Raw genomic sequence first — 25,565 nt, 5'->3', positions numbered from 1 at the left:
CACGATTCGACAAGCAAGGTCCGTTAAACATAGTTCGATAAATAGGGGGAATAAAAAATAGTCTTGGCTTGCTGTGACTATACTTTCAGGGACTTTTATAAAACAAAGGAATGATTATGAAAGCATCAACGTTTTTACTCAATCGATGGGCCTGCGCCGCTTTTTGGCTGACAGGCTCTTTCTGTTTTAGCTCCCCTGTATTGGCCGGCGACACCATAGAAGCCGGCTGTATGCAGGACTTGGCCGGTTTTGCTCTGAGTTGTACCGCCAATGATGTTGCCGTTGCCGGGGTCGCCACCAATCCGGACGGGACACCCCAGTTAACCATTCATGATGATGGCTGTGCTTATCAGGGAGACACGGTTAATTTCACTGCGACATTCGACCTGGAAGTGACGGCCAAGGAGCGTCATGACATAGGGATTTACTTCGTGACAGATGGCGATCTCAATGGGGATGGTGCCATATCGGGTGCCTGCAGCGTGTCGACCCTGGATTATCAACCGGATCCGCCCTGGTTGGATTTGGATGGCACCACAGATCCCTTTCCTGGCACCAATGTCATTTCCAACATCCAAGATACCTGCGGCGATATAGATAAACCCGGCCATAATCCATTACACCCAACCGTGACCCTGACCGCCGTATGTAAAGATGATGATAATGATGGTTTCTTGAACCTGCCCAATTGTACCAGTTGGCGACAAAGCGGTGCCAACGAGCTGTGTACTTCGCCGGAGAATGCGTTTCCCGGCTCCCCTTCCAAGTGTCGTTGTGATGATGGCTTCAATGTCCCCATCGCGGTACCGCCGGCGGAACTCAGGGTGGTAAAAACAGCCTCCCCAACGACCTTGGCTGAACCCGGAGGCACTGTGAATTTTTCTGTCAGTGTGACCAACATAGGGGTAGACCCCAATAATCCGGTAACACTGAATTCGCTGATAGACAGCATATACGGCGATATCAGCACGTCGGGCCATGACGGCATCATAAGTACCGGCTGCGTCGTACCGCAACAGATACCTGTGGACGATCAAAATGTCGGTGGCATAGATACTTACAGCTGCAGCTTCCAGGTGAGCCTGGTTGGCAACAGCGGTGACTCGGAAACGGATGTTGTCACCGCAACAGGTATCGATGTGCATAACAAAACCATCAGCGGTCAGGACGATGCGACTGTGACGCTCACGGATGTACTGCCGAGCATTGCGGTTACCAAAACCGCTTCGGCAACCGAAATCCTGGAGCCAGGGGCCGATGTCACCTTTGCCGTCACCATAGAGAACGTGAGTTTAGCCGACAGCGATCCCGTGGTTATCAGCAGTTTGCTGGATTCGGTTTACGGCGATCTGAATGGCAAGGGTGACTGTTCGGTGCCGCAAACCTTGCTGGCTGCCGAGAGTTACAGTTGCAGCTTTACCCAATTTGTCGCTGGCAATGCGGGCAGCAGCGAGACAGATATAGTCACGGCAACCGGGAGCGACGATGAAGGCAATGTGGTGAGTGATTCAGATTCGGCCACTGTGATGATCAACGATGTGCCTTCGAGCATCACCCTGACGAAAACCGCCAATCCCTCCATAGTGCCTGAGCCGGGTGGCAATGTGACCTTTACCCTGGTGGTGAATAATACCTCCACAGTGGACACTGTCACTATTTCCAGCCTGATGGATGATGTCCATGGCGATCTCGATGGCTTGGGCAGTTGCTCTATGCCCCAGACGCTGCAACCCGGACAGAGTTACAGCTGTAATTTCAATGTCTATGTTGCCGGGGATGCCAACGGTTCGGAAACGGATGTGGTCACAGCGTCCGGTACCGATGACGATGGGGATGCCTTGATGGCGGCGGATGATGCCACTGTCGATTTTGAGAATGTTGCCCCGGCGGCAACCTTGATCAAGACAGCCACCTCGGCCACAGTGGTTTACCAGGTGAGTGTCCGCAACGATTCATCGGCAGAAGCCTTGACACTCAGCCAGTTGAACGACGATCAATTCGGCGATATTACCCAGGTTCAGGGCCAGATAGTCAGTACTGACTGCGCCGTACCCCAAACTTTGGGAGTCAATAGCCAGGGCAGCGATACTTACGTTTGTACCTTCAGTGCGATCGTCTCCAGCAGCCCCCATACCAATCTGGTCACGGCAACAGTGACAGATAACGATGGCTCCTCGCCCGTGACGCCGACCGACAGCGCCACGGTAACCTTGGAGTAGCAGGCAAACCCGGGACGTCCCTGCGGACAAACTGCCGCGCCACCCAGCCATAAGCCAACCCCCGGGGTTGGCTTATTCATATGGGTTTAATCCGCCCCGGTTCTGATGCCAGGATTCCTGCGATGGGAATGCAATGGGAATGCGATGGGTTTGGCGATGGGCTTGGCTCGCCGGCATAAAAAAAGCCGGTGATGAAGGCCGGCTTTGGTGCAGTGGTGTATTACAAACAGCTTGAACTTACTCTTCTTCGTTTGGATTTTGGGTTTGAACCTCCTCTTCCTGGGTTTCCTTCTTGGGTTCGTGGGCTTGGCCACCACATCCGCCGCAACAACTCATATTATGCTCCTTCGCATCTCGGGTGAGTGGCGACAGAATACTTGATTAAATTACTCGGTTATTTGATCTCGATCAGATTTGGCAACATCTCCATGAGATGGCATCAAAGCCGCCCTGTCACTGTCACTGTCACTGTCACTGTCACTGTCACGGGCCTAGAACTCGTAAGTCAGCTTGGCCCAGGCATTGCGGCCCGGCTCATTGACCTGGAACATGGGTTCACTGCCGGGTAAATCGTTACCGCTGGCGGCCTTGCTTATGTGTTCGGCATAGGTGATATCGAACAGATTCTCTATGCCCAGAGTGAGACGCAGTTGCTCCTTATATGTCCAGGAGGCGTTGATGGCAAGGGTACCGAAACCACTGGAAGGGGCCAGATCCTGGCCGACTATGTTGCCCTGACCCAGGCTGATCTTGTCCTGCGCCGCGACCAGGCGCCACAGGATCCCCGCCGACCAGGCTTGGTGCGCATAATTGAGCGACAACTTGGACTCGAGCGGCGCGATTTGGCCAAGGTCGAGATGGTCGCTGTCATTTTTTCCGCGGGTATAGCTCAGGGTGACCTGGGCCGACCAGCTGTCATCCAAGTCATAATCTATGCTGGCTTCACCGCCGTAGAGACTGGCATCTATGTTGCGCGCCACAGTGCTTGGGCCCCTGGCATCGATCAGAATATAGTCGTTGAGCCGGCCATAGAATAGCGAGGTGGAAATCTCCACGCCATGGCTGTAGATCCAGCCGATATCCGCCTGGTTGGTTGCTTCCGGGGCAAGGTTGAAGGCCTTTTGACCTGGGCTTGTGTCGCTGGCCTTCATGATTTCCCAATAGTCTGCCATGCGTTCCGCATGCCCCATGCCGGCGTAGTATTGGCTGCTGCCATCCCGATATTCATAGCGCATGAAGCCGCTGAAGAGCTCATCCCTGCGGGTGCCTGTTTGCGCCACCGACAACTCTGTATCCCAGTTATCATAGCGCAGGCCGGCGTAGAGCTTGCTGTAGTCCAGGTGATAGACAGATTCGACGAACAGCCCCCAGTTGCGATAGCGCATGTCTTCCATGAAAGCCTTGTGCAACAAGTCATCCAGCCCCTTATCCTTGGCCTGGTTGATGAAGCGACCCTCGTGTTGGCTGCGCATCAGATCCACTCCCAGGCTGAGATCCCAGTTGGCCCCTGGGGTGAGTTCCAGCCAGAGGTGACCGCCACCGGTGCTGCGGCGCACGTCGGCGCCTGCGTTGACGCCGCGATCGAACTGATCCATCAGATGATCATTGTCATTGCTGTAGGCCTGCAATTCTATTTTGCTCAGCCAGTCCAATTCGAACTCATGCTGGACCAGCAGGCTATAGCTGTCGCTGTCTATCCGGCGGGCCTTATTCAGGCGATCGGCATACTCGGCTTCCCCCCTGGATTGACCCACGGCCAGCTCCACCACAGTGTTCTCCGCAGGGGTCCAGCCCAAGGCAAAGTTGGTGTTGTCGCGATCGTAACTTGACTGCACCTGGTTGTCATTGCCGTCTCGGTAGTGATCGCTGCTGGAGCTATTCATGTCGAAGTCGAGATAATAGTCGGCGTTGCCTGCGACCACTTCTATTATGCTGTCTCTCCTGTCGAAACTCCCGGCCGTCACACTGGCACGTCCCATGAGGCCGGCTTCGCTGAAACGATGGCGATCTTTCTCGAACAGCACGGTCCCCGCCGATCCCACTGGGCCATACTTCACCGTTTGCGGCCCCTTGATGACGGTTATTTCATCATAGGACTCGGGATAGATGTAGTTGGTCGGCGGGTCCATGCGTCCACCACAGGCACCGTAGAGCTGCTGGCCATCATCGACTATCGCCAGCCGTGACCCGCCCTGACCCCGAAATGTGGGGTCACCGCCCATGCCGCCCTTACGGGTCACGCTGAAACCTGGAATGGTTTTCAGAAAACCGGAGCCTTCGAAGGCGGGCAGGGGCAATCTGGGTTTCTTGGGATCGCTGACCACATTCACAGGCTCACGCATCACATCGCCCGTGACCACCAGATACTCGTTGCACTTTTCATTGTCACTGCAATTGAGTTGCGCCTGGGCGAATCCCGCCGGGTGTATGGCCAGGGCCAGGGCGCCAACCAACAGTTTCAATTTGAATGTCTTAGCTTGCATGAGATCACCTCTTAATTTGCTTACAGCCTTATTTTGGAGGCGATTCTTCACTTATGGCCCAAGTATTCAATGGGTTTATTCCGCTTTGCGACATTGTGTCGCACCCAAGGTAAGTTGCTGTAATTCAATGGCTAAAACTTTGATCTGGGTCGTGACTCTCGGGCTGCTATCCGGGGTAATATCGGCGAGCCTGTCACTTGTTCCCTGGTGGAACCCTGTCCCTTTTTCCCCTCAAACCTGCCGGGTAAGACTCTGCTCACATCCAGCGCCTTAGGCTTTCCCCGGCGTTTATGCGTGCCGGTCGCTGCCATGGCATTTGCTCCCAAGCGTATTTGCCGCGAGTCGTTTTGACGCGCAGGGGTCTTTTTGTGCGGCGTCATATGGACGCATTTCGGCGCTGCTGGCCGGGCAGAAGCCGGCTGCAGGGCGCATTCCTGCTGGTTTTTTGCGGGCGCAGTACGCCTGGCATGACTCTTGTTATAGCGGGTGTGAACCAAGAACAACGATACGGGAGATTTACATGAAATTAGCAAAACTAACCACAGGCATCCTGGCGTCTCTGGCACTGCTCGGCAGCCAGACGGCGGCCGCCAAGCTGGTCAGGGTCGAGATGTCGGTCGTCGAGAAGCAGGTGGTCGTGGATAACGCCGGCACCAAGAACAAGATGTGGACCTACGGCGGGACCATTCCCGGCCCTGTGGTGCGTGTCACCCAGGGGGATACAGTGGATTTCTCCTTGCTGAACGAGAAAGGCAATAAACAGTCCCACTCCATGGATTTCCATGCCGCGATAGTCGATGTGCTGGATGAGTTTCAAGGCGTGCGTCCCGGCAGGAAAAAAGACTTCAAGTTTGAGGCCAAATACCCAGGGGTATTCATCTATCACTGCGGCGCCGATGCCATGTCGGAACACATCTCCCGCGGCATGTATGGCGTCATCATAGTCGACCCCAAAGAAGGCTACAGCGACGCATTTCCCAAGCCGGATCGGGAATACGTGATAGTCGAAGGGGATTTGTTTGAAGACGATGCTACGCCCAGCGAAAGAACCAATAACGACAAATGGAAAGGGGCGTTAATCAACGGCAAGCAATTCCATTATGATCCTGTGCACGACCAGAATGCCTCCATGGTATTGGAATCCAAGCCGGGTGAGCGGGTGCGGATCTTCTTCGTCAATGCCAAAATCAACGAAAGCTCCGCCTTCCACCCCATTGCCGGGATCTGGGACAAGGTTTGGGACAATGGCAACCCCAAGAATGTCAGATACGGCATGCAAACCATCAATGTTGCCCCGGCTCACGGTGTCATAGCCGATCTGATAAGCCCTGAAGGTCGCTCCTCAAACAATGCCTTGGTCGACCATCAGATGAAGTCTGCACTCAATGGCGCCATCACTGTACTGATGAACAAACCCGATGCCGATCCCAAGAAAGGGAGAAACGGCAATCTGGTGCTGTAGACAATCTGATGCTGTAGCTCAGTTGTGAGCTCAGGCCGGATAGCTGCCGCGACGGGCAGAGTATCGGCATGTTGATATTTTCATAAGCAGGGACGCTTATCAAAATGGAGTAAATCTATGAAAGAGCCAAGCTTCAAACTGAAGTTGCTCACCTTGGCGCTGTTGCTGCCGTTTAACTTCGCCAGCCATGCCTCAGATGCGGGCCGGGACCTGTTCAATCAAAGTTGTGCTGCCTGCCATTCCATGCGGGACAACAGCAACATCAGCCTGAGTCAACGCCTGGAAGAGAAGGCGCCGACCCTCTTCTATGCGGGTAACAAATTCAATGCGCAGTGGTTGCAGAAGTGGTTGGTTACGCCCGGCAAAATCAGGGCCGGTGGCCACTTCTTCCTGAATAAGGTCAAGGTTACCGCTGATGGCGATGTGATAGATGAGAGTGCGGTGCCGCAACACCCGGCTGTGAATGCCGAGCAGGCGAAATTGCTGACCTCATACCTGATGCAGCAAAGACCCAAGTCTGAGCTGCTCGCCAGGGAGCATATGACCCCGGGGAAAATCAGCAAGACCTTGGGTGACAATGATTTTCACAAGTTCAAGGGCTGTGGCGCCTGTCACCAGGGCGGCGATGCTTACGGCGGCGTGTCGGGACCCGAATTGTACACTGCGATAGACAGATTGCAGCCCGGGTACATCTCCTCCTACATACGTTCGCCCGAGCTGTGGGACCCCAAGACCCTGATGCCCAATCGGCATTTGAATGACAGTTCAATCAAGAAGTTGCTGGACTATCTCAATACCATATCGCTCAACACCCTATCGGAGTGAAGAAGATGAAATTACTCAGTTTTACTGCGTTGTTCCTGGCCCTGTTCGGTGCGGCAAACACTCATGCCGCAGACGTCGGCAACGGCGCCTTGTTGTACCGGGCCTACTGTACCCAATGCCATGGCAAGAATGGCGACGGTTGGGGGGTTAATGCCGCCACCATGGACGTATTGCCTAAAGATCACACAGACACCCAGGAAATGATCACCCGCACGGATGCGGATATTTTCAAGGCCATCAAGGAAGGCGGTAAGGCGGTCAGCAAGTCCAATCTAATGCCGAACTGGGATGCCAATATGACGGACGAGGAAATTAAAGATCTTGTCGCCTATGTCAGAAGCGTTTGTTGCTCTAAGGAGGGCTCTTGATGAATAAAACACTGAAGATTGTTGGGCTGGCATTGGTCATGCTGGCGAGCCATGCGCCGAAGGCGGAAACCCTGAGCTTCCAGATGACCATAGATGAGATGGAAGTGGAGGTGGCGCCCGGCTTCAAGAATAAGGTCTGGGCCTTCAATGGCCAGGTGCCGGGGCCATTGATCCACGCCAGGCAAGGTGATCGCCTGTTGGTGACGGTGCAAAACAACACCACCCTGGCGCATACTGTGCATTGGCATGGCACCCATCAGATGAATAGCTGGAAGATGGATGGGGTGCCCAACGTCACCCAGTTGGCGATCCAGCCAGGCGAGTCCTTCGTATATGACTTCATTGCAGATAGGCCGGGCAGCTTATGGTATCACTGTCACGTCAATGTGCCCGAGCATGTGGGCCTGCGCGGCATGTGGGGGCCCATGGTGGTCGATCCCAAGGAACCGACTGAGATAGAGAAAGAAGTCACCAAGGAAGCCTTGTTGATGTTCTCCGGCTGGGACTCCAAGGTGGCGATGGAGTATGGCAAGGGCGGACATCCGACCGATAAGGATGACTACTATTCCATCAATGGCAAGTCGTTCCCCATCACCCAGCCATTGAGGGTGAAGGAAGGGGATGTGGTGCGGCTGCGCCTGTATGCGGTCAGTTCGGATGTCTCCTATCACATGCATGGTCACGATGTGCTGGTCACCCATAAGGATGGCTTGCCGTTGGACAGCCCCTATCTGGCCGATGTTGTGTATGTGCCTCAGGGGGGACGCATGGACGTCATCGCCCGCATGGACAACCCGGGGATCTGGATTAACCATGATCATATCGAGAGCCACACCTCCAATGCCGGCAAGATGCCGGGCGGTGCCGTGACCATCATAGAATATGAAGGGGTAAAACCCGAACCTTGGTATGCGTGGAAAGACAAGGAATACCAGCCGGACTTCTATATGAGCGAGAGCATGAAGCTGGGCTATGGGCTGCATAACATCGATGTGTTCAAGGCCCAGGCCCCGCTAGTCGAGCGCACCAAGAAGAGAAGGAAAAAACCCACAGCCGAATGAGGCTGCTACCAGGGTGCCGGCCGGCAAGCCTTTCCTGGCTAGTGCCGCCCGGCTTGGATGCAGTGCTAAGCACGCACTCGGGGTTGCTGTCTCAAGCCCCTTACCCGCCTCTATACCTTTAACCTACTCACGGTCGCATTCGGGTGGCCAAATATGCAACAGTTTTTTCGGCTTGTTATGCGCGGTTGCGGGCTTTTTCGGCCGCCCAGCTCTCGCCGCGGCAGGGGAAATTGAGCCAGATCAAACAAAGGCATCAATTGATGCCGAGTGTGACATTTTGTCGCACTCCCGGGCACTTGCAGCCAGTTACAATGCCGCCACACTCTCAAAGGTAATGCATTCCATGAATAAATTAGCTTCAGTATTAAGTCTTGCCTTGATGGCGACATCATCCCTCAGTCAGGCGCAGGATGGCGCCTCCCGGGATGATGCTCTCGACGATGCCCTGTTGGCCTCGTCGGCGACACTCGGCAGTGCGATGGAGCGCATCAGTATCACAGCGAATCGTAAGGCAAACGTGGATACAGAGCTGGCGATGTCGGTGCACAGTGTCGGCAAGGCCGAACTGGCGCTCGATAATGGCCAGCATCCGGCCGAGTCCTTGAATAGCCTGGCCGGGGTCTTGATAGAACAAATTGCCGGGGGCCAAGGGCATAAGACGGCCATTCGCATGCCGGTCAACACCAGCGGTTATTATCTGTATTTGCAGGATAATATCCCCATTCAATCACCGGCCTTCTTCAACCATAATGGCCTCTGGTGGTCCAGCTTTAATTCCAATGTTGGCCGCATGGAGGTGCTCAAGGGCGCAGGCACAGCCCTCTATGGTTCGGGCGCGGTCGCCGCCACTATCAATGTGATCTCCGAGGGTGTCGGCCAGGACACCAAGACGAATGCCGGCCTGGTCTTGGGGGAGGATGAATATCAGAAGTTGCAGCTCAGCTACTCGGACAGAGTCAATGCCGAGCATGGCTATCGGGTCTCAGGTTCAGTGTTTCGCAATGAGGGCTGGCGCCGGCATACCGCCTCAGAGCGGGCCGAGCTGAACCTGCGCCACGAGTATGAATTGAGTGACGACCAACGCCTGGTCACCCTGTTTAGCGCTTCCCAATTGGATCAGGAGATGGCCGCCGGCTTAACCGAGCAAGAGTATGCCTTGGACAGAAGCCACTCAGGGCTGTCGGATGAGGTCTTGGCAATAGACCCCAGGCGCAAGAGCCAATATGCCCGCCTGTCGAGCCAGTGGGATAAGTTGTCCGGTGACGATCGCTACTCACTGATAGGATACCTGCGCCACAACACCAATGACTATACCGCTACCTGGAATGCCAACATGCCCCAGGTTGCCACCGAAGTGAACTCTGTCGGGGTGCTGGCGCTGGCCAACTTCATGCACCCAGACGACAGCGAGACCACGGTCGGGGTCGATCTCGAATATTCCATCGGCGAGGAACATTCATATCAGCCTCTGGATGTCAGCATTCAGGGCCGGGGGGCGGACGAGTTTGTTGCCGGGGAACAATTCTATGATGACAGCACGGATTACCTGGGCGTGTCTCCCTACCTGCAGCACCAACGTCAGCTGACCCAGAGGTTGACCTTGACCCTGGGGGCGCGCTATGACCATGCCGCCTATGATTTCAACAACGACTTAGGGAGGTTCGGAGACATAGGTCATGGCAAGTTGAGCCTGCATGACCGCTCGGATAGCTTCAGTCACCTGAGCCCCAAGGCCAGCCTGAATTACCAGTTATTCGGGGATAGCAGCCTCTACCTGAGGTATGCCAACAGCTTTCGCCTACCCACGGCCAGCAGCCTGTACCATATCAGCACCAAAGACAGCGAGCAGGGGCTATCCAAGCTGAAGCCCGAGGTGTCTGACACCTATGAGCTGGGTTACAAGGCGAACTTCGAGACCTTAACCTTAGATCTGGCCCTGTATTACATGGATGTCGACGATGGCATAGTCAATGCGTTCGATGAGGATGCAGGTTTCCGCTATCTGGTGAATGCGACCCGAGTGATCCATAAGGGAGTCGAAGTCGCCAGCGACTGGCAGGCGAGTGAGTCCCTGAACTTCACTTTTGCCTATAGCAAGTCACGGCATGAGTTCGATGAGTATCAAGGTTTTTCCGGTAACGAAATGATGAATGCGCCGGCATACATAGTCGATGTCCGCGGCAGATATTCGCCCGCCTCTGTCCAGGGTTTGACCCTGATGGCCGAATGGCAAGCTACGGGAGACTATTGGATGGACGATGCCAACAGCCGCCGGGCCGAGGGTTATGAGGTCATCAATCTTAAGCTGCATTACAAGGCCAATGCCAAGCTGTCGTTCCATGCCAGGGTGCTGAACCTAACGGACAACGACTATGTGCAATCGGCGAGCCTGAGTTATGGCAAGGCCAACATCAACCCGGGTGCGCCACGCACCTTCTATGTCGGAGTGGACTATCAATGGTAAAACATCCGCTGCAGTTTGGTTGGCTGTTGGCCGGCGCCTTGTTGCTCAGCCAGAGCGGTTTCGCCGCCACTGGGCATGCACCTTCCCCGTCCCAGGAACCGCCGGGGAAGTGCCAGGCGATCGAGGCCAGGTGTGCCGCTACCATCACCAGTGCCTTCGATGCGCATGGCGTGCTGTGGCGCACCTGGACCCTGGGTGCCGGTCTCTATCTGGAGAAGTCGACGGATCTGGGGAAAACCTTCGCTCCCAAGATACGGGTCAACACAGTTGCCGAAGCCGTATCCACCCGGGGCGAGAACCGACCCAAACTCGGCTTCGATGGCCAGGATGGACTCTACCTGTCCTGGGCCACGCCCAGGGAGCAGCGCTACAGTGCCGACATCAGGTTCAGTTATTCCCTCGATGGCGGGAAACACTTCAGCCCGCCGGTCACAGTCAATGACGATAAGTTGCTGGCCGGTCATAGCTTCAACGAGATGCGCGTCGACGCCGGGGGCAGAGTCAGCCTGGTGTGGCTGGACAGCAGAGATAAGCTGCTGGCCCAAGGCGGCACTATGCCAACCGGCTCGGCCATCTATCTGGCGCAGGCGACGCCCGGAGACGGGGACACCGGCTTCGCCAACCGGCGCGTGGTCAGCGGCACCTGCCAGTGCTGTCGCCTGGCGCTGGGCGTCAATGCCAAGCAGGAGCTGGCCTTGTTGTGGCGACACCTCTATGACGACAATCTGCGCGAATTCGCCCTGAAGACGCTGAATGCGGCGGCGTTGCAAGCCGAAGACGAAGGCATCAAGCGGGTCTCCAGGGATCTATGGCGCATAGAGGGTTGCCCCCATCAGGGTGGCGCCTTGGACATAGATGAGCGCAACCGCTATCACCTGGTGTGGTTCAATGCGGGTGAGGCCGGCAAGGGGATCTTCTACGCCTACTCGGACGATCAGGGAGCAAGTATCAGTCAGCCCCAGGCCATGGGCAGCATGGTGCGGCAGGCGTCACATCCGCATCTGGCGGTGCATGGCGGCATAGTAGATCTTGTGTGGACCGAGTTTGACGGCCAACGCCATAGGCTGATGCACCAAAGATCCCTGGATGCAGGGCTACATTTCCTTGCGCCACAGCGCCTGGCCGAGTCGGACAGCGGCAGCGACAGGCCCTTCGTCATCACTCATGCCGACAGGGCCCTGGTTTCATGGCAACGCCCTGGGATTGGGCATTTCATCGGAGAATTGTTATGACGCTACGTTGGCTGCTTTCTCTGCTGCTCTTGGTCGCCGCCCCCTTGGCGGCCAAGACGGAACTGGCGGAAACGCGATTGGATGCCGCCGCCTTGGCACAGCTGAAACAGGCACACCTGGGGCAACGTTGGTTGGTGTTATGCTGGTCGCTCGATTGCCCTGCCTGTCTCAAAGAGCTGAGTCAGATAGCGGCGCTGCAACGCAGGTATGAAAACCTGGCGCTGGTCTTCATCAATACAGATGCCGACGATGAACTGGAGCCCGAGCGGCAGCAACGTTTGGCCCAGTTTGAGCTGAGTGGTTTCCGGCACCTGTATTTTGCCGATGGCCTGGCGGCGCAGAGTCGCTATGTACTCGATTCGGGCTGGTATGGTGAATTGCCCAGGAGTTACTTTGTCGATGAGCTGGGTCATTGGCGCGGCAGCAGCGGCCTGCTTGAGGCCGCACAGATCCGCCAATGGCTGGTGCCGGGCGGTGTCAATGATACTCATGTTGTACCTGCACCTGCGGCCGGGCAGGGTTAAGCGTCTGTCTCAATGGGATAGCCACTCGCTTGCCAGCTGCGGATGCCGGAATCGAGTGCTATGGCATGATTGAAGCCCATGTCCTTGAGTGTCGCCGCCGCCAGGGTGGATATTTTGCCGAACTCGCAATAGAGCAGGACGCGTTTGGTGGGATCCGGCAGCAGCTCGTTGACCCGCAATTCCAGCTGTCCCCTGGGAATGTTAATGGCGCCGGGAATATGGCCTGCATCGAAGGCCGCCCGCTCACGCACATCCAGCAGCAGCAGATCCGCCGTCGCCGACTGGATACGCTGCAACACCTCGGCCTGGGACATGAAGGAAATTTTCTGGGCCGCCTCGTTGATGAGTTGGTTGACCGTCTTGCCCCCACTGAGGTTGGTGCGCAGGGCTTCGGTGAGGTGGGTCGGCATCTTGAGATCCAGCGCCCGCATCTGGGCGACAAACTCATCGCGCTGTTTTTTCTGCAATCTGGGGTTGGTGGCGATTTCCTCGCCCAGGGTCGAATGGGTTCGTTCCGAGTAGATATGGGCCGGGTAGACAAGGAGCGCCGGATCCAGTTTGAGCAGGGCGTTGAACAGGCTGTCGTAGAGTTGCTCAGGGTTGCCGGTCGGCAGATCCGTCCTGCCTGTGCCGCCTATGAGCAAGGTGTCGCCGGTAAAGACCCTGTCTTCCATGATGACGCAGATGGAGTCCGCGGTATGGCCCGGGGTGTGCATTATCCTCAGCCTGAGATCCCCCACCAGGAGCATTTCTCCGTCGTCGACGCGGATGTCGACGAAGGGGGCCGGGCTGAGGTCATGCATGACCAGCGGTACCCCCAGCTTGGCCGCCATGCGCTTGCCGGCGGAGAAATGATCCGCATGGGTATGGGTATCTAGCAGGTACTTGAGTGTCAGCCCATCCTGGGACGCCAGCCCCTGGTAGTGCGCCAGCTGGCTGATCTCGGGATCTATTATGATGGCCGCACATTGCCGCGGGCAGCCCAGCATATAAGACTGGCAGCCTTGCTCGGTTCTTATTTGATGAAAAATCATCTCCATCTTTCGGCCTCTATCTCGTTGCGGACGACTTTATTCACTATAGCAACAGAAACGCCGAAGGATGCCGCCAGGCAGCTTATGGCATCTGGCGCCTTGATGTCGGCTGCATGCGGGCCGCATCCCCATGGCGGGCGCACTGCAATTATTTACTATTCCGCCATTCGTCTTGGGCGTTAGAATGGGATAAATGTCGTTATTTCATACTGCCATGCATACAGAACACATAGATTATTGGCACCACCCAGGGCTCGCCGGCATAGCGCTGAGCCAGGCCGATCTGCGGCAGTTCAGTTTCGATAAGCATGTGCATCTGGATTACCACCTTGGGGTGGTGACCCGCGGCGGTCAGGGCTTCATCCACAGAGGCTGCAGTTACCGGCTGGGGCAACAGGGAATATCGACCCTGAATCCGGATGAAACCCACGACGGTCAGAGCCTCGGGGAAGAGGGCTATCATGTCAAGGTGATGTCGCTCCCATACAGCATGATGCAGACGCTGAGTGGGGAGCTGGGCCTGGGCCGGGTCCATTTCGAGGCGCCCATGGTCGAAGACCCACAGCTGTATCAGTATTTCATTCGTTTGCATTGGCTCCTGACCCAGGGGCATAGCTCCAATCTGGCGGCGCAAACCCATCTGCTCAACTTCGTGCAACTGACATTGCAGCGCCACCTGGGCGGGCCACGGCGGCAGACATCCAAGGCATCGGGCTTATCCGAGTCGCAGCTCGCCCTGTGCAAACAGCAGTTCCATGATGAACCCTGGCAAAATTACCAGCTGGAGACGCTGGCGGCCGAGGTGGGTTTGAGTAAGTTTCAGTTTTTGCGCCAGTTCAAACACAGCACAGGGATCACGCCCCACGCCTACCTCAAACGTCTGAGGTTGGAATACGCCAAGAAGTCCCTGATGCAAGGAGACAGGGTGGGCCAGGTGGCCCAGCAGGTGGGGTTCTTCGATCAGAGTCACTTCAACAAGGCGTTCAAGCAGGCCTTTCTGGTCTCGCCCAGGCAGTTTCAGCAACGCATGCTGTGATTATGTCGCGCCGGCAGATGCGGTACATGGCTGCAATTTAATACAAGCCCGGTCGGCGCGTCTCTGGGATACTCGGTCTCATCCTGGATGCTGCACATGCTCGTGCTCGCTCAGCTGCACTATTGCCCCGCCATCCCTGGCCGGGATAACTAAATGAACCGGAGTCGTTATGGATTTGTCGTTATTGCTTACCCTGGGGGTGATCCACAGCCTCGCCCTGATAAGCCCCGGGCCGGACTTTGCCATCATGGTCAAGATTGCCACCCAGCAACTCAGGAGCACGGCGCTCGCGACCGCGGTCGGCATTTCCCTGGCTATCCTGGTGCATACTACCCTCAGCCTGACCGGGGTCAGCCTGCTGATCAAGAGCTCGCACTTCTTGTATCTGGCGGTGCAGCTGGGGGGAGCCTCTTATCTCGCCTGGATGGGCGTTGGCGCCTTGAGCTCTGTGGTGCGCCGGGTCTCATCTGCCGGGGTTAGGCCCGCCAATCCCGCGGCGGCTGAGCATGCCGCGCCGCCTGCGCCTCTCGCCCACGTCCGGCCCATGAGCCGCCGCCAGGGCTTCTTCGCCGGCCTCTATACCAACTTGCTCAATCCCAAGGCGCTGGTCTTCTTTTTAACCCTGTTTTCGGCCTTGATCACCCCAGAGGTCAAGGCCGATACCAAGATGGCGGCGGCGCTGCTGTTGTTGCTGTTGTCTCTGGCTTGGTTCGGTTTCCTGGCCCTGGTCTTGTCCAACCCCAGGGTGCAGTTGGGCCTGGAGAGGTTCATGCCTGTTATAGACGGCATCATAGGGGTCATCTTCATCACGGTCGCGGCGGCGATCATCTATGGCTTGCTGGGCTAAGGTTCACGGCGAGAGGCTTTCGCTAAGCGTACGCCTTGGCCTCTCTCTGCCGCACCTGAAGCCGCCCGGGATCAAACGTCTTCCGGCAGCTTATGGGCTATGCCTTGATGGCAGTCGATGCAGGTCTCTCCCCGCTCGGCCAGTCGCTTGGGATCGTGTTTCTTCCTGGCTTGTTTGGATTGGGTCTCCAGTGACATGGCGCTTAAGCTATGACAGTTGCGGCACTCCCTGGAGTCGGTGGCCTTCATGGTATCCCAGACATGCTGTGCCAGTTCGGCGCGTTTCGCCTCAAATTTCTCCGGCGTATTTATGGAGCCAAGCAACTTGTGATAGACCTCGTTGCTGGCGCGTATCTTCCTGGCGACCTTATGGATCCAGGGCCTGGGCACATGACAGTCGGGACAGGAGGCCTTGACGCCGGCATTGTTCTTGGCGTGTATCGTATCCTTGTACTCCTGATACACAGTATCTTCCATCTCATGGCAGCTGATACAGAAGGCCTCTGTGTTGGTCAGTTCCAGCACTGTATTGAAGCCGCCCCAGAAGATAATCCCGGCGCCAAACATCAGCAATGCCCCCAGGGGCAATCCCAACATCCATTTTTTGCGACTCACGACCCAGAGCCTTTGCCACTTAGTTCTGATTGTGCCCATGGCGGTTCCTTATCCGGCTTATGCCAGACTTTGCTGTTGGCTGATGTTCATTGTTGACTGGCGTAGTAATGCAGCAGGGCCTCGACCTCTTGGTCATCGAGTTGCTCCATCTTGACTTTCATCTTGTCGATCATCACACGTTCGCCGCTGCGGTAGAGCTTGAAGGCCTGCTTCAGGTAGGGCGTCCATTGCCCGGCCAGTATGCCGGCATCATCGTCAGCCGAGCTGCCGCCATCTTCATGGCACTTGGCGCACTTGAAGGTGTGGATCTTCTCTCCCTGGGCGGCCAATCCGGGATCGAATGGCTGCTTGGCCGCGATAAATTTCTGTTGCGAGAAATAACCGGCGATGTCGGCTATCTGCTCCTCGCTCAACTCCTTGGCGATTTTCTGCATATCGGTGGCGGGGCGGGAGGTATCGCCTTGACGGTATTTGGATTCGACGGCAATACGTTCCCCCTCGCGGTAGGCGAACAGTGAATCTGAAATGAACACATCCGATGCGCCGGCAATGGTCGGTACATCCGACTCGCTGCTGATCCCCTTATCGCCATGGCAGTCGGCACAGACGGCAATATGTTCGGGTAAATCGTTGGCCAGTACGTTGCAAGACAGCAGGACGAGCAGGGGGAGTAAGGTTTTCATCATGATTCCTCGGGTGTAGCCTCTAGGGCAATATTGGTTAAAATTTATAACCGACAGACACTAAGCCATAGCTGACATTATAGTTGTTGCTCGAGGTGCCGAAGGTGAGCAGGTTGGGCAGGCTGCCCGGTGCCACACCATCTATGGCGAAATCTGCGCTGTCGAAGGCCTGGTATTGGTAGCTGAAGCTCAGCTCTGTATGGGTGGAATATTGATAGAGCATTTTCAGCTCCCCATGACTCCAAAGGCTGGCGATCGTCGGCAAGGCATCGTTCCCTCCCGTCTGGTCGAGACGTATATAGGTATGGGCATCGGCGCGGTCGAAATTGATGAACAGGCTCAACTTGTCATCCAGCAACTTGCGCAGCGCCAGGCTGACACCATAGCTGGTGATCTTGTCCTGATTGCGTGCCTGCCAGCGCGGGCCGGAAAAGTCGTCGCTGCCGGCCAGGCGGGTCTTTATGTCTTCCTGCTGCAGAAAGAGGCTGATGTCGAAGGTCTCATTTGGGTGCCAGCTGAGATCCAGGTTGGCATTGTGCAGCTTATTGTCCTTCAGCCCCAACTCACTGGCGACATAGTCCTGGTGGGAATATTGCCCAGAGACAGTGGCGGATACTTGCTCGGATGGCGTGTAAAAGAGCTGCAGCCTGGCGCTGTCTTGCTGCCGATCGGCGACATTGAAGCGCCGCATCAGGGGATTCTCCTCGACCCCGAGGAAGTCCAGTCGCTCCGGGGTACTGCTGTCGCGATTGAGGCGCTCGCCACCGAGTTTCAGCATCCATTCGGGGGAAAAGGTTGCCGCATAGTTGGCGTTGAAGCCGGCTTCGTTGGTGTTATGCACGGCTTGCAGGTTACGCTCTTTTTCTTCGTTCTTATAACCCAAGTCCAGCAAATGCCCCGCCATCGGCCGGTATTCCAGGGTCGCACTGGCGGATCTCGTGCTGTAGTCGTAGGGCAGGGTCATGAGTGCGTCGGCGACATACACGTCCGAGATGACGGGGCGCAGCAACAGGGGAGCCGTCTTATTGTCACGTTCACGATAACGGTATTTTATTCTGACCGCCCAGGCACTATCCCATCTATGGTTGAGTTGTGCCGTCAGATCCGAGGTATTGACCTTACCCTCGAGATCCGTCTGTGGCAGGGCCGTGAGCAAGTTGGCATTGTCCGTGTAGGGCACGAAGGCCTGATCCTGGGTCAGCTTGCCAAAGACATAGTTGAGTTTGACGAAAGAGCCTCTGGCGTATCTGTATTGGCCGTGGAGAGTGAGTTTCAGGGCGTTGTTATCCGGCGCCAAGGCTAACCGGCCGCTGTCGGCACCTGTTGCCAGGGGCTCATAGGGGTTGGCGAACCTGAGGCTATCGAGCTCGTTGTCGAAGCGTGAAAATGCCGCCGAGAGGGACAACAACCAAGACTCCCTGTTATAGCTCATCGAAGCGCTTAAATCCTGGATGGTCTGATCCACGGGCAAGGGCAGGTAGCTGGCGTTTAGCAGCTGCGCCGCCGAATATTCCAGGGTACCCGTCTTATGCCAGCGTTGATAACGGCTGTCGAAACTGAAGTCGTCGTCTTCATTGAGGCTCAGTTCCAGTCCCAGGCGTTTCCAGTCAGTGCCCGTTGCCAGGGGCTGGTATAGGCTCAGATCCGCGAAGTCTCTGGCATCGGCACTCGTTGGCCAATCGCCGGGCAATTGTAATACGCCGCCTTTGTTGCTGTAGGGGGTCAGCTGATGCGCATACTTTCGGACGGGTATGGCCAGATAATCTACGCCGAGCCGGTAGCTGCCCTGTTTGCCATAGGCTGAGTCGAGCGCGAGTGAATCCAGTCCCAGATTGCGAAAATGTGTGCTCCAGTAGTGGCCATCCTCTGCCTGCATCCTGATATCGCCGCTGAAAAACAGCTGGGATTGCTGGTCCAGACCCGTGTAGTTGGCGAAGCGGTAAACCTCTTCGTCTGTTACCCCAAAATGGACCGCCAGACTCATGTCCCATTCTTCCGGCTTGGGGCAATATTCACATTGCCAATCCTCCAGCTTGACCTCGGCGCGCTTGTCGCCTTCGAACCCCAGCCCCTGGGCCCGGGCCTGGCTCAGGCAAGTGAGCATCAGCGCGCTCATGATTAACACTGTTATCTTGGGTATGCAGATTATTTTGTTCATAAAACCCTGCCTAATGAATGCTGCGTCATAGCGTCATCTATTACCGTTGAAATCGACTTCCCGAGGGGTGGTTGCTGCCGTGAATACTGCTATGGCAGTTGGTACAGCTCCTGCCCAGCAGCAATGCCGAGGAAGAAGCATAAGGCGTGCTCAACCTGCTGCTGTCCTGAGCCAGACTGGGGTGCCCCGCGGAACTGTGGCAGTTTTGACATAGGAAGGGCACCTTTTGGGTCAACATGGCCGGCTGATTGCTGCCATGGGGATTGTGGCATAGGGCACAGTTCTCACTGGCGGGTTCGTGTTCCCAGGCAAAGGGGCCGCGCTTCTCGGCATGACAGCCGAAGCAGGTATCGTTAATGGTGTCTGCCACCAGGAGTTTGTCAGCGTTCGAGCCGTGGGGGCTGTGGCAGTCGGTGCAGCCCATCTGGCCGTATTCAAGCGGGTGGGTAGAGAAACGTTTGCTCGCCAGTTTCTCGGCCTGGTGACAGCTGCCGCACACCTGAACTTGCAGTTGCTTGAGGCGGATGGGATCTTCTTTCACATGTATCTTATGACAATCGCTGCAGGCGACCTCGCCGGTCTGGTGACTGCTGCCCGCCCAATGGCGCTTATCCAGTTGCTCATGGCAGCTGGTACAGATGGCATTTTTTTCGGCAACGGAGATCTCATTGCCCCTGGTAAAGGTGATCATCGCCTCGCGGGTTTCACCTTTCCTGAGACGTTTCTTGCCATGCTCGCCCACGGGACCGTGGCAGCTCTCACATTGATATTGGGCCAGGGGGGAATGGGGATCTGTCCTGGAGCCATGCTTGGTCTTGAAAATGCTCAGCACGGGGAAAGCCGAGTCTTCGTCGTGGCAGCGCAGACAAGTGTCGGCCCCGTCCTTGGAGTAGTCGGCCGCCTGTTTCAGCTCCAGGGTCGATGCCGGGGACGCCTGTGGCTCCGCGGCATCCACTGTGGCGACAAGCGGCAGTTGGAGGCAACAGGAAAGCAACGCCAACCTGAGATACCTAAATGAATGCAATCTGTTATATGAAGACTTGACCATATCATCCCCTGAAATTCGGTTCGGGGCCATGGAGCAGCCCCGAACCTCTCCGTTTTAGTTATTGGATTTTATGTACGGTTTTGACATCCGCGATACCGCCGGCACCATGACAATATTGGCAGGTTTCGATCACGCTGAAATTATCTATATCCGCTTGGCTGGTATCGAAGGAGGCGCCGCCATTCTGGGTCATGTGCGCCTTGGCCAGGATGGAGTCATGGCAGGAGGAGCAGACTGCGGCGCTGGGGCTCACATTGACATCATCGCTGGGATCCGCCAGCAGTGGCCCTGTATCCAGGGTCGAAGCCAGCACGCCGGGTGCCAGCGGCAGCTTGTAAGCCTCGTCGACATGACAGGTCTCACAATTGCTGATGATACCGGGGAAGCGCACCTCACCAAAGTTGTGTACCGAGTTGCCAAAGCCGTAGACGATGAAGTCATTCTCGCGTTTGGCGGCGCCGTGTATGCCGTGGATCAGGCGTTTGAAGTCGATCGAGCGTTCCTTCAAGCCGTCGAGTGCCATGGCGGGATCGGCCGGACGTCTGCTGATATCCGTGTTATTGGGGTTGTGACACATGACGCAGAGTTGTACTTCGCCGTTGCGGGAGCCGCCATGCAGGCTGAGTTGCTGGTGGCAATTGTTGCATTTGGCGTTATCGACGCTTTGGCGTCTGGGGATCGCGGCCGAGTCTGTGATGGGGAAGAAGCTCACCTCGCTCTTCACCGGCAACCTGTCGCTGTAGACATTGTCGCCGTCGAAGTCGGCGGCGGGACGCCCCTCTATGGCGACAGCACCTGTGCCAACCGCCGTCGCCGGCAGGGCCACGGTCGAGGTGGCGCTGAAGCTGCCATCGGTGTTGGCCACAGCTGTCGTCAGGGCATTGAAGGAGATGACATTGGCCGCGCCGGAACCCGACCCCGTGTTGTGGTAATCCTTGGTATCCCAGGCCAGATCGATAGACAGACGGGCATCGCTCGAGAATGCCGGGTGGGTCTTGATATCATAGCTGGCGTTATCCTGGTTGGGGTTGACCACAGAGAAAGTCACGGTCGGGAAATTTCCCGGCGCCGTGTTGCTGACATTCAGGATATTCCATTTGAAATCTTTGGCTGCATCGGCATTCAGGGTCGCATGGGACGCGGCAATGCTGCCGGCGAAGCCTCCTTCCTTATGGCAGACGGTGCAATCGGCATTGTCTGTCATCACGCCGCCTGGATGGCCGCCGTCGACGCCCTTGGCGAAGTCGACGTCGTCATGGCAGGAGCCACAGGCCTGGATAGTTGGCCGCTCCTGCCAGCCTATGGCCTCCGGAGTCGCCGCATCACTGGCGTCATGGCATTTACTGCAATTGCGAATGTCCTGGGGTAAGGCCACGTCTGAATAGTCGTGTTTGGTATTCCTGTAACCATAGATGGCATATTCTCCCCCCTGGACGACGGAGGGAAGCGCTTCACCTCTGTGGATCTTATGGATCATCACCTTGAAATCGACAGTGTTGCCGCTGTTGGCATCCGTCGAACCCGGATTGTGACAGGTCACACACAGCTTGGTCTCTATGCGTCCACCACCGTGGAGCGCGAGCTTGCCGTGGCAGGAGTTGCAGTTTTCAATCTTGACGACTTCCCGGCTGTCCAGGCCCATGGTTTCGCCATCCGCAGGACGAAAGTCGAACACTGTGTTGGCGACGGGTTGATTGCTGCCGCTGAGTTGCATGCCCAGCCTGTGGGTCAGTTCAGGTTCATAGGCCACAGCCAGGGGGCTGGTGATCGCCGTGATGTCGGTGCCGAAGGTATAGGTGTAACTGCCATCCTGGTGGTTTTCCAGGGTGCCACCGCTGTCGGACGTGGCCTGTATGGTTTCCTGGGTGCCAGGGCCGACGCCGTTGGGTGCCTCTGTCCTGTTGATATAACTCTGCCAGGCACTGGAGTCACCATTCTTGCTCGGGAGCAGTTTCGCCAAGGTGAAGCTGATGGAGGGCAGGTCGACGTAGGGCAAGCCATCCTGATCGACCACATTGAACTCGACGACGGGCGCGCTGTTGATAGTGACAGAGGTGATAGTCGGCACCAAGGCGGTCGGATTTTTGGAGACTTCTATGGGAGGCGGTGCCGCCGGGCCCTCAGGGCCTGCTGGACCGGCAGGACCGGTTTTACCGTCACTGCAACCGAAGAGGACAAGCAAAGTGAGGAGAGCAGCTAGTCTGCCCATGGGTCCCAATAATAATGTGCGCTTCATGTTCCCGGCTCCCTTGGTAACGTCAGTCGTTCAATTATGATGGCTGGGCGATTTTGGTATCGCTCGATTCAGGCATCGGGCGGCTCGCCCAGACGGGCTGGGGTTCGAGCCATAGCTTTATTTATAGCTTGAACCATAGCTTGATCAAGAGCTTGGCCAAGATTCAGTTTAGTCAGTTTTTTTTTACATTGTTTTGATCTAGTGCATTAAATACACAAAATTAGTCAATCTGTGTGGGTATTTATGGCAGGGGCCATCCAGGGATCGAAGGGCCTCTCCCGGATCGGCAGCGGGCCGGGAATGGATGCAACAGCAGTCCGTTAGTGCACGGGCTGCTGTTGCCGGCTTCTCTTAACCTCAGGCGAGGATCAGTGGAATACTTCGTGGCTGAATCTCAAGTGCTTGGCGCCGCTGACTAGCTTAGAGAAGTCCTTGTGGCTTACGTGTACCAGATGGCTATGATCGCCGGCCTCAAAGTAGATGTCTTTGGACTGGAGCAGGAGATCGTCGTAGACGACATCCATGTTGTAGGCGGCAGCAACGGGGGGAATGGCCCCGTGTTCACAGTCGTCGAACATAGGGTAGACGGCTTGTTCCTTGGCCAGGTGCAGGCCGCGGTTGAGGCTGTCACTGAGTATGCTCAGGCTGATCTTGTTGATCGCCGGCAGCACGGCCATGAGCTTGCGGCCCTCGTGATCTTCCAGGATTACCGCCTTGGCGACCTGCATCGCAGGTACATCGGCGGCGATGGCCGAACTCAGGGAATTGAGGCAGTGAGTGTGCTGCACCAGTTCGTAATCCACCTTCTTATCTTTGAGGTAGTTAGTTAATCGTGTCGACATGCTCATAATTACACCTCATCAATCATGTTTGACTCTTAAATTATAGTTTATCCCTCCTCGACCGAGATGCTGCCGTGGGGGTTTGAGGTAAATTGCTGAGACGCTGGGGCCGGTATATTTGACTCTGAATAAGCCAAGGCCACCTGGCCCCACCTGTGTTTGGCCGTCATATTTTAAGTTTGTCATAAGAATTGGCTGCCATAATTAATCACTATATTTATGATGCCGAGGTTGTTGGCGCTTTATGGAAAATGTGTATCCCAAGCCTGCCATGTGGCAGAAAAATGTCTCCTTCAGTTGTGAGTGCCAGCCATCCTGGTTCGCCTTTCATCTGGGATTGCCCCTGATGGTATTTCTGCTGCTGCTGGCCTGGTTGGAAGTCTTTGGTTTGGATATGGCATTGTCCCAATGGTTATTCCGGCTCGAGGGTGGCGTGGCGCATTGGCCGCTGAGAAATGTCTGGTGGACAGATACCCTGATCCATACGGGTGGGCGGAATTTGGTGATCTTATTGGGGGTGACTGTGATTGCCAGCCTGATAGGCAGCTATTTCAGCGCAACCATGAGGCCGTTTCGGCGCGGCCTCTGGTATTTGCTCGCCAGTGTGGTGACGACTCTGGTGTTGGTTAGAATAGGAAAAAATCTGAGCCATATCAGTTGTCCCTGGGATCTGACCGATTTTGGCGGCAAGTTTGCCTATAGCAGCTTGTTTGAGCCGCTGGCGCCCGGTGCCGAATTCGGCCAGTGTTTTCCCGGCGGCCATTCCAGTGGCGGCTTCGCCTGGATTGCCTTGTACTATTTCGCCCTGGCCTGTGTGCCCAGGTTGCGCTGGCAGGGTTTTGCCCTTGGTTTGGGAATGGGGTTGGTATTCGCCATGGGGCAAGAATTGAGGGGGGCCCATTTCCTGTCCCACGATCTCACCAGCCTGGCCATCGCCTGGAGTGTCGCCAGCCTGCTCTATTATGTGATTTTCATCAGAGCCGCTCGGCTGTCATCGCGGGAGACCTTAAGTCTCGCATAGGGAAATACCAATAGGTGTTTTGCGTCTATGGCTTGAGATCGAGCCGGCCGTAACTGCGGCCAATGGAACTCATGCATAGATTTTTGAAATAAATTGATTTTTTTAGTAATGGGTGGCTCTGGAGTGAGTGTTTGTCGCCCCATCATGATCATATTGGGGGCGACAAGCGCGTCTTGCTCTTATCGCTGCAGCTGGTATTAAGCGACAGTTGTCGAGCTGATGATATCTGATACGTTGTGGGCTACTTCCAGGAGGGAAGGGTCGATCTTATCGGATAGATGCCCCAATAAATCATGGTTGAGCACAGATGTGATAGTATCGATTTCTTCAGTTTTGACTATGAAGTAGTAGTTGGTCATGGAGTAGATGTGTACGCCATTGATTTCAAAAGTAGTACCTTTCAAGTGAAACTCCTTGTTAAATAAAGGCGGCAAACGCCGCCGATTCACGCATGGGGGATTTAGCTTAGAGTCGAAACGCTGTTGGCTATGTCGCTGACAGTGCTGGCGGCCTGATGCGCGGCATCCAGTATGCTGGGGTCCAGCTTTTCGGCCAGTACGTTCATCAGATCGCTGTTGACTGCGGCAGTCAGATCGCCGATGGCTTTGGCATCATAGATGAGGACATAGTCGGTTAAGGCTACGAAGTTAACGCCCTGGGTTTCGAAGTTCATTTGCATGCTCTTGCTCCTGTTATGGGTTGATTAGCTAAGGGTAGAAACGCTGTTGGCTATGTCGCTGACAGTGCTGGCGGCTTGATGCGCGGCATCCAATATGCTGGGGTCCAGCTTTTCGGCCAGTACGTTCATCAGATCGCTGTTGACTGCGGCAGTCAGATCGCCGATGGCTTTGGCATCATAGATGAGGACATAGTCGGTTAAGGCAACGAAATTAACGCCCTGGGTCTCGAAGTTCATTTGCATGCTCTTGCTCCTGTTATGGGGTGATTAGCTAAGGGTAGAAACGCTGTTGGCTATGTCGCTGACAGTGCTGGCGGCTTGATGCGCTGCATCCAGTATGCTGGGGTCCAGCTTTTCGGCCAGTACGTTCATCAGATCGCTGTTGACTGCGGCAGTCAGATCGCCGATGGCTTGGGCATCATAGATGAGGACATAGTCGGTTAAGGCTACGAAGTTAACGCCCTGGCTTTCGAAGTTCATTTGCATGGTATTGCTCCTGTTATGGGTTGATTAGCTTAGGGTAGAAACGCTGTTGGCTATGTCGCTGACAGTGCTGGCGGCCTGATGCGCGGCATCCAGTATGCTGGGGTCCAGCTTTTCGGCCAGCACGTTCATCAGATCGCTGTTGACCGCGGCAGTCAGATCGCCGATGGCTTTGGCATCATAGATGAGGACATAGTCGGTTAAGGCTACGAAGTTAACGCCCTGGGTTTCGAAGTTCATTTGCAT

Annotated in this window: 24 protein-coding genes; 11 read left to right on the top strand and 13 right to left on the bottom strand. The window is 55.9% G+C overall.

Annotation, left to right across the window (positions count from 1 at the left end):
• Positions 1-116: 116 nt before the first annotated feature.
• Positions 117-2,219, top strand: coding sequence for a hypothetical protein (locus LZP73_RS13100; protein WP_234235454.1), 2,103 nt, complete (start codon positions 117-119; stop codon positions 2,217-2,219).
• Between the two features lie 491 nt (positions 2,220-2,710).
• Here the strand turns inward: LZP73_RS13100 and LZP73_RS13095 are convergent, their stop codons facing one another.
• Positions 2,711-4,702 (bottom strand): TonB-dependent copper receptor, encoded by a 1,992-nt coding sequence (locus LZP73_RS13095; protein ID WP_234235453.1) that lies wholly within the window; start codon positions 4,700-4,702, stop codon positions 2,711-2,713.
• A gap of 520 nt (positions 4,703-5,222) precedes the next feature.
• Between LZP73_RS13095 and LZP73_RS13090 the strand changes: the two genes are divergently transcribed.
• From LZP73_RS13090 to LZP73_RS13060, 7 genes are all read left to right on the top strand, one after another.
• Positions 5,223-6,164: a multicopper oxidase domain-containing protein gene (locus LZP73_RS13090; protein WP_234235452.1), complete on the top strand. Its 942-nt coding sequence runs from the start codon at positions 5,223-5,225 to the stop codon at positions 6,162-6,164.
• Between the two features lie 117 nt (positions 6,165-6,281).
• The gene (locus LZP73_RS13085; protein WP_234235451.1) at positions 6,282-6,989 is read left to right on the top strand and encodes a c-type cytochrome; all 708 of its coding nucleotides are present in this window, start codon (positions 6,282-6,284) and stop codon (positions 6,987-6,989) included.
• Positions 6,990-6,994: 5 nt separating this feature from the next.
• A complete protein-coding gene (locus tag LZP73_RS13080; RefSeq protein ID WP_234235450.1) occupies positions 6,995-7,357 on the top strand; it encodes a c-type cytochrome in 363 nt (120 codons plus the stop codon).
• On the top strand, positions 7,357-8,418 hold the full coding sequence (locus tag LZP73_RS13075; RefSeq protein ID WP_234235449.1) for a multicopper oxidase domain-containing protein: 1,062 nt from the start codon (positions 7,357-7,359) through the stop codon (positions 8,416-8,418). Before LZP73_RS13080 ends, LZP73_RS13075 begins: the two co-directional genes overlap by 1 nt.
• Before the next feature lie 343 nt (positions 8,419-8,761).
• Entirely contained in the window at positions 8,762-10,882 is a 2,121-nt protein-coding gene (locus LZP73_RS13070; RefSeq protein WP_234235448.1) for a TonB-dependent receptor, read from the top strand.
• Positions 10,876-12,114 carry an exo-alpha-sialidase gene (locus tag LZP73_RS13065; RefSeq protein WP_234235447.1) on the top strand — a complete coding sequence of 413 codons (1,239 nt, stop codon included), beginning with the start codon at positions 10,876-10,878 and terminating at the stop codon, positions 12,112-12,114. Before LZP73_RS13070 ends, LZP73_RS13065 begins: the two co-directional genes overlap by 7 nt.
• Complete coding sequence (locus LZP73_RS13060) at positions 12,111-12,638, top strand: TlpA family protein disulfide reductase (protein ID WP_234235446.1); 528 nt, start codon at positions 12,111-12,113, stop codon at positions 12,636-12,638. Before LZP73_RS13065 ends, LZP73_RS13060 begins: the two co-directional genes overlap by 4 nt.
• Here the strand turns inward: LZP73_RS13060 and LZP73_RS13055 are convergent.
• Entirely contained in the window at positions 12,635-13,678 is a 1,044-nt protein-coding gene (locus LZP73_RS13055; RefSeq protein WP_234235445.1) for an MBL fold metallo-hydrolase, read from the bottom strand. The two genes, LZP73_RS13060 and LZP73_RS13055, sit on opposite strands and share 4 nt — an antisense overlap.
• 187 nt (positions 13,679-13,865) lie before the next feature.
• Between LZP73_RS13055 and LZP73_RS13050 the strand changes: the two genes are divergently transcribed.
• Both LZP73_RS13050 and LZP73_RS13045 read left to right on the top strand, forming a co-directional pair.
• Positions 13,866-14,708: an AraC family transcriptional regulator gene (locus tag LZP73_RS13050; RefSeq protein WP_234235444.1), complete on the top strand. Its 843-nt coding sequence runs from the start codon at positions 13,866-13,868 to the stop codon at positions 14,706-14,708.
• 169 nt (positions 14,709-14,877) lie between these two features.
• Positions 14,878-15,555 (top strand): LysE family transporter, encoded by a 678-nt coding sequence (locus LZP73_RS13045; protein WP_234235443.1) that lies wholly within the window; start codon positions 14,878-14,880, stop codon positions 15,553-15,555.
• A 71-nt stretch (positions 15,556-15,626) separates the two neighbouring features.
• Here the strand turns inward: LZP73_RS13045 and LZP73_RS13040 are convergent, their stop codons facing one another.
• From LZP73_RS13040 to LZP73_RS13015, 6 genes are all read right to left on the bottom strand, one after another.
• Positions 15,627-16,199: a NapC/NirT family cytochrome c gene (locus tag LZP73_RS13040; RefSeq protein WP_442800743.1), complete on the bottom strand. Its 573-nt coding sequence runs from the start codon at positions 16,197-16,199 to the stop codon at positions 15,627-15,629.
• Positions 16,200-16,255: 56 nt separating this feature from the next.
• The gene (locus tag LZP73_RS13035; protein ID WP_234235442.1) at positions 16,256-16,855 is read right to left on the bottom strand and encodes a c-type cytochrome; all 600 of its coding nucleotides are present in this window, start codon (positions 16,853-16,855) and stop codon (positions 16,256-16,258) included.
• Between the two features lie 34 nt (positions 16,856-16,889).
• The gene (locus tag LZP73_RS13030; RefSeq protein WP_234235441.1) at positions 16,890-19,010 is read right to left on the bottom strand and encodes an MtrB/PioB family decaheme-associated outer membrane protein; all 2,121 of its coding nucleotides are present in this window, start codon (positions 19,008-19,010) and stop codon (positions 16,890-16,892) included.
• 40 nt (positions 19,011-19,050) lie between these two features.
• Positions 19,051-20,058 (bottom strand): DmsE family decaheme c-type cytochrome, encoded by a 1,008-nt coding sequence (locus LZP73_RS13025; protein ID WP_234235440.1) that lies wholly within the window; start codon positions 20,056-20,058, stop codon positions 19,051-19,053.
• Positions 20,059-20,116: 58 nt separating this feature from the next.
• Entirely contained in the window at positions 20,117-22,294 is a 2,178-nt protein-coding gene (locus LZP73_RS13020) for an OmcA/MtrC family decaheme c-type cytochrome (protein ID WP_234235439.1), read from the bottom strand.
• Between the two features lie 368 nt (positions 22,295-22,662).
• The gene (locus tag LZP73_RS13015; protein WP_234235438.1) at positions 22,663-23,142 is read right to left on the bottom strand and encodes an aminoacyl-tRNA deacylase; all 480 of its coding nucleotides are present in this window, start codon (positions 23,140-23,142) and stop codon (positions 22,663-22,665) included.
• A 238-nt stretch (positions 23,143-23,380) separates the two neighbouring features.
• On the opposite strand from LZP73_RS13015, the gene LZP73_RS13010 reads away from it, so the two are divergent.
• Positions 23,381-24,157 carry a phosphatase PAP2 family protein gene (locus LZP73_RS13010; protein WP_234235437.1) on the top strand — a complete coding sequence of 259 codons (777 nt, stop codon included), beginning with the start codon at positions 23,381-23,383 and terminating at the stop codon, positions 24,155-24,157.
• A gap of 197 nt (positions 24,158-24,354) precedes the next feature.
• On the opposite strand, the gene LZP73_RS13005 is transcribed toward LZP73_RS13010, so the two are convergent.
• Genes LZP73_RS13005 through LZP73_RS12985 form a run of 5 tightly spaced genes read right to left on the bottom strand, consistent with a single transcriptional unit; the run spans position 24,355 to position 25,565 of the window.
• Complete coding sequence (locus LZP73_RS13005; protein ID WP_234235436.1) at positions 24,355-24,561, bottom strand: hypothetical protein; 207 nt, start codon at positions 24,559-24,561, stop codon at positions 24,355-24,357.
• Positions 24,562-24,617: 56 nt separating this feature from the next.
• Positions 24,618-24,836: a hypothetical protein gene (locus LZP73_RS13000; RefSeq protein ID WP_169565386.1), complete on the bottom strand. Its 219-nt coding sequence runs from the start codon at positions 24,834-24,836 to the stop codon at positions 24,618-24,620.
• A 24-nt stretch (positions 24,837-24,860) separates the two neighbouring features.
• Positions 24,861-25,079: a hypothetical protein gene (locus LZP73_RS12995; RefSeq protein ID WP_169565386.1), complete on the bottom strand. Its 219-nt coding sequence runs from the start codon at positions 25,077-25,079 to the stop codon at positions 24,861-24,863.
• A gap of 24 nt (positions 25,080-25,103) precedes the next feature.
• Entirely contained in the window at positions 25,104-25,322 is a 219-nt protein-coding gene (locus LZP73_RS12990; RefSeq protein WP_234235435.1) for a hypothetical protein, read from the bottom strand.
• A gap of 24 nt (positions 25,323-25,346) precedes the next feature.
• Complete coding sequence (locus LZP73_RS12985) at positions 25,347-25,565, bottom strand: hypothetical protein (protein WP_169565386.1); 219 nt, start codon at positions 25,563-25,565, stop codon at positions 25,347-25,349.

The organism is Shewanella sp. AS16 (assembly GCF_021412365.1).
In the GTDB taxonomy this organism is placed as follows: domain Bacteria; phylum Pseudomonadota; class Gammaproteobacteria; order Enterobacterales; family Shewanellaceae; genus Shewanella; species Shewanella salipaludis.
The sequence above is the reverse complement of the archived record's forward strand: the minus strand, read 5'-3'. Positions and strand labels throughout refer to the sequence as shown.

What these genes read in the sequence shown, in the direction of transcription:
- LZP73_RS13100 (WP_234235454.1), top strand. Translation starts at nt 117, where the DNA reads ATGAAAGCATCAACGTTTTTACTCAATCGATGGGCCTGCGCCGCTTTT.
- LZP73_RS13095 (WP_234235453.1), bottom strand. Translation starts at nt 4,702, where the DNA reads ATGCAAGCTAAGACATTCAAATTGAAACTGTTGGTTGGCGCCCTGGCC.
- LZP73_RS13090 (WP_234235452.1), top strand. Translation starts at nt 5,223, where the DNA reads ATGAAATTAGCAAAACTAACCACAGGCATCCTGGCGTCTCTGGCACTG.
- LZP73_RS13085 (WP_234235451.1), top strand. Translation starts at nt 6,282, where the DNA reads ATGAAAGAGCCAAGCTTCAAACTGAAGTTGCTCACCTTGGCGCTGTTG.
- LZP73_RS13080 (WP_234235450.1), top strand. Translation starts at nt 6,995, where the DNA reads ATGAAATTACTCAGTTTTACTGCGTTGTTCCTGGCCCTGTTCGGTGCG.
- LZP73_RS13075 (WP_234235449.1), top strand. Translation starts at nt 7,357, where the DNA reads ATGAATAAAACACTGAAGATTGTTGGGCTGGCATTGGTCATGCTGGCG.
- LZP73_RS13070 (WP_234235448.1), top strand. Translation starts at nt 8,762, where the DNA reads ATGAATAAATTAGCTTCAGTATTAAGTCTTGCCTTGATGGCGACATCA.
- LZP73_RS13065 (WP_234235447.1), top strand. Translation starts at nt 10,876, where the DNA reads ATGGTAAAACATCCGCTGCAGTTTGGTTGGCTGTTGGCCGGCGCCTTG.
- LZP73_RS13060 (WP_234235446.1), top strand. Translation starts at nt 12,111, where the DNA reads ATGACGCTACGTTGGCTGCTTTCTCTGCTGCTCTTGGTCGCCGCCCCC.
- LZP73_RS13055 (WP_234235445.1), bottom strand. Translation starts at nt 13,678, where the DNA reads ATGGAGATGATTTTTCATCAAATAAGAACCGAGCAAGGCTGCCAGTCT.
- LZP73_RS13050 (WP_234235444.1), top strand. Translation starts at nt 13,866, where the DNA reads ATGTCGTTATTTCATACTGCCATGCATACAGAACACATAGATTATTGG.
- LZP73_RS13045 (WP_234235443.1), top strand. Translation starts at nt 14,878, where the DNA reads ATGGATTTGTCGTTATTGCTTACCCTGGGGGTGATCCACAGCCTCGCC.
- LZP73_RS13035 (WP_234235442.1), bottom strand. Translation starts at nt 16,855, where the DNA reads ATGATGAAAACCTTACTCCCCCTGCTCGTCCTGCTGTCTTGCAACGTA.
- LZP73_RS13030 (WP_234235441.1), bottom strand. Translation starts at nt 19,010, where the DNA reads ATGAACAAAATAATCTGCATACCCAAGATAACAGTGTTAATCATGAGC.
- LZP73_RS13025 (WP_234235440.1), bottom strand. Translation starts at nt 20,058, where the DNA reads ATGGTCAAGTCTTCATATAACAGATTGCATTCATTTAGGTATCTCAGG.
- LZP73_RS13020 (WP_234235439.1), bottom strand. Translation starts at nt 22,294, where the DNA reads ATGAAGCGCACATTATTATTGGGACCCATGGGCAGACTAGCTGCTCTC.
- LZP73_RS13015 (WP_234235438.1), bottom strand. Translation starts at nt 23,142, where the DNA reads ATGAGCATGTCGACACGATTAACTAACTACCTCAAAGATAAGAAGGTG.
- LZP73_RS13010 (WP_234235437.1), top strand. Translation starts at nt 23,381, where the DNA reads ATGGAAAATGTGTATCCCAAGCCTGCCATGTGGCAGAAAAATGTCTCC.
- LZP73_RS13000 (WP_169565386.1), bottom strand. Translation starts at nt 24,836, where the DNA reads ATGCAAATGAACTTCGAAACCCAGGGCGTTAACTTCGTAGCCTTAACC.
- LZP73_RS12995 (WP_169565386.1), bottom strand. Translation starts at nt 25,079, where the DNA reads ATGCAAATGAACTTCGAGACCCAGGGCGTTAATTTCGTTGCCTTAACC.
- LZP73_RS12990 (WP_234235435.1), bottom strand. Translation starts at nt 25,322, where the DNA reads ATGCAAATGAACTTCGAAAGCCAGGGCGTTAACTTCGTAGCCTTAACC.
- LZP73_RS12985 (WP_169565386.1), bottom strand. Translation starts at nt 25,565, where the DNA reads ATGCAAATGAACTTCGAAACCCAGGGCGTTAACTTCGTAGCCTTAACC.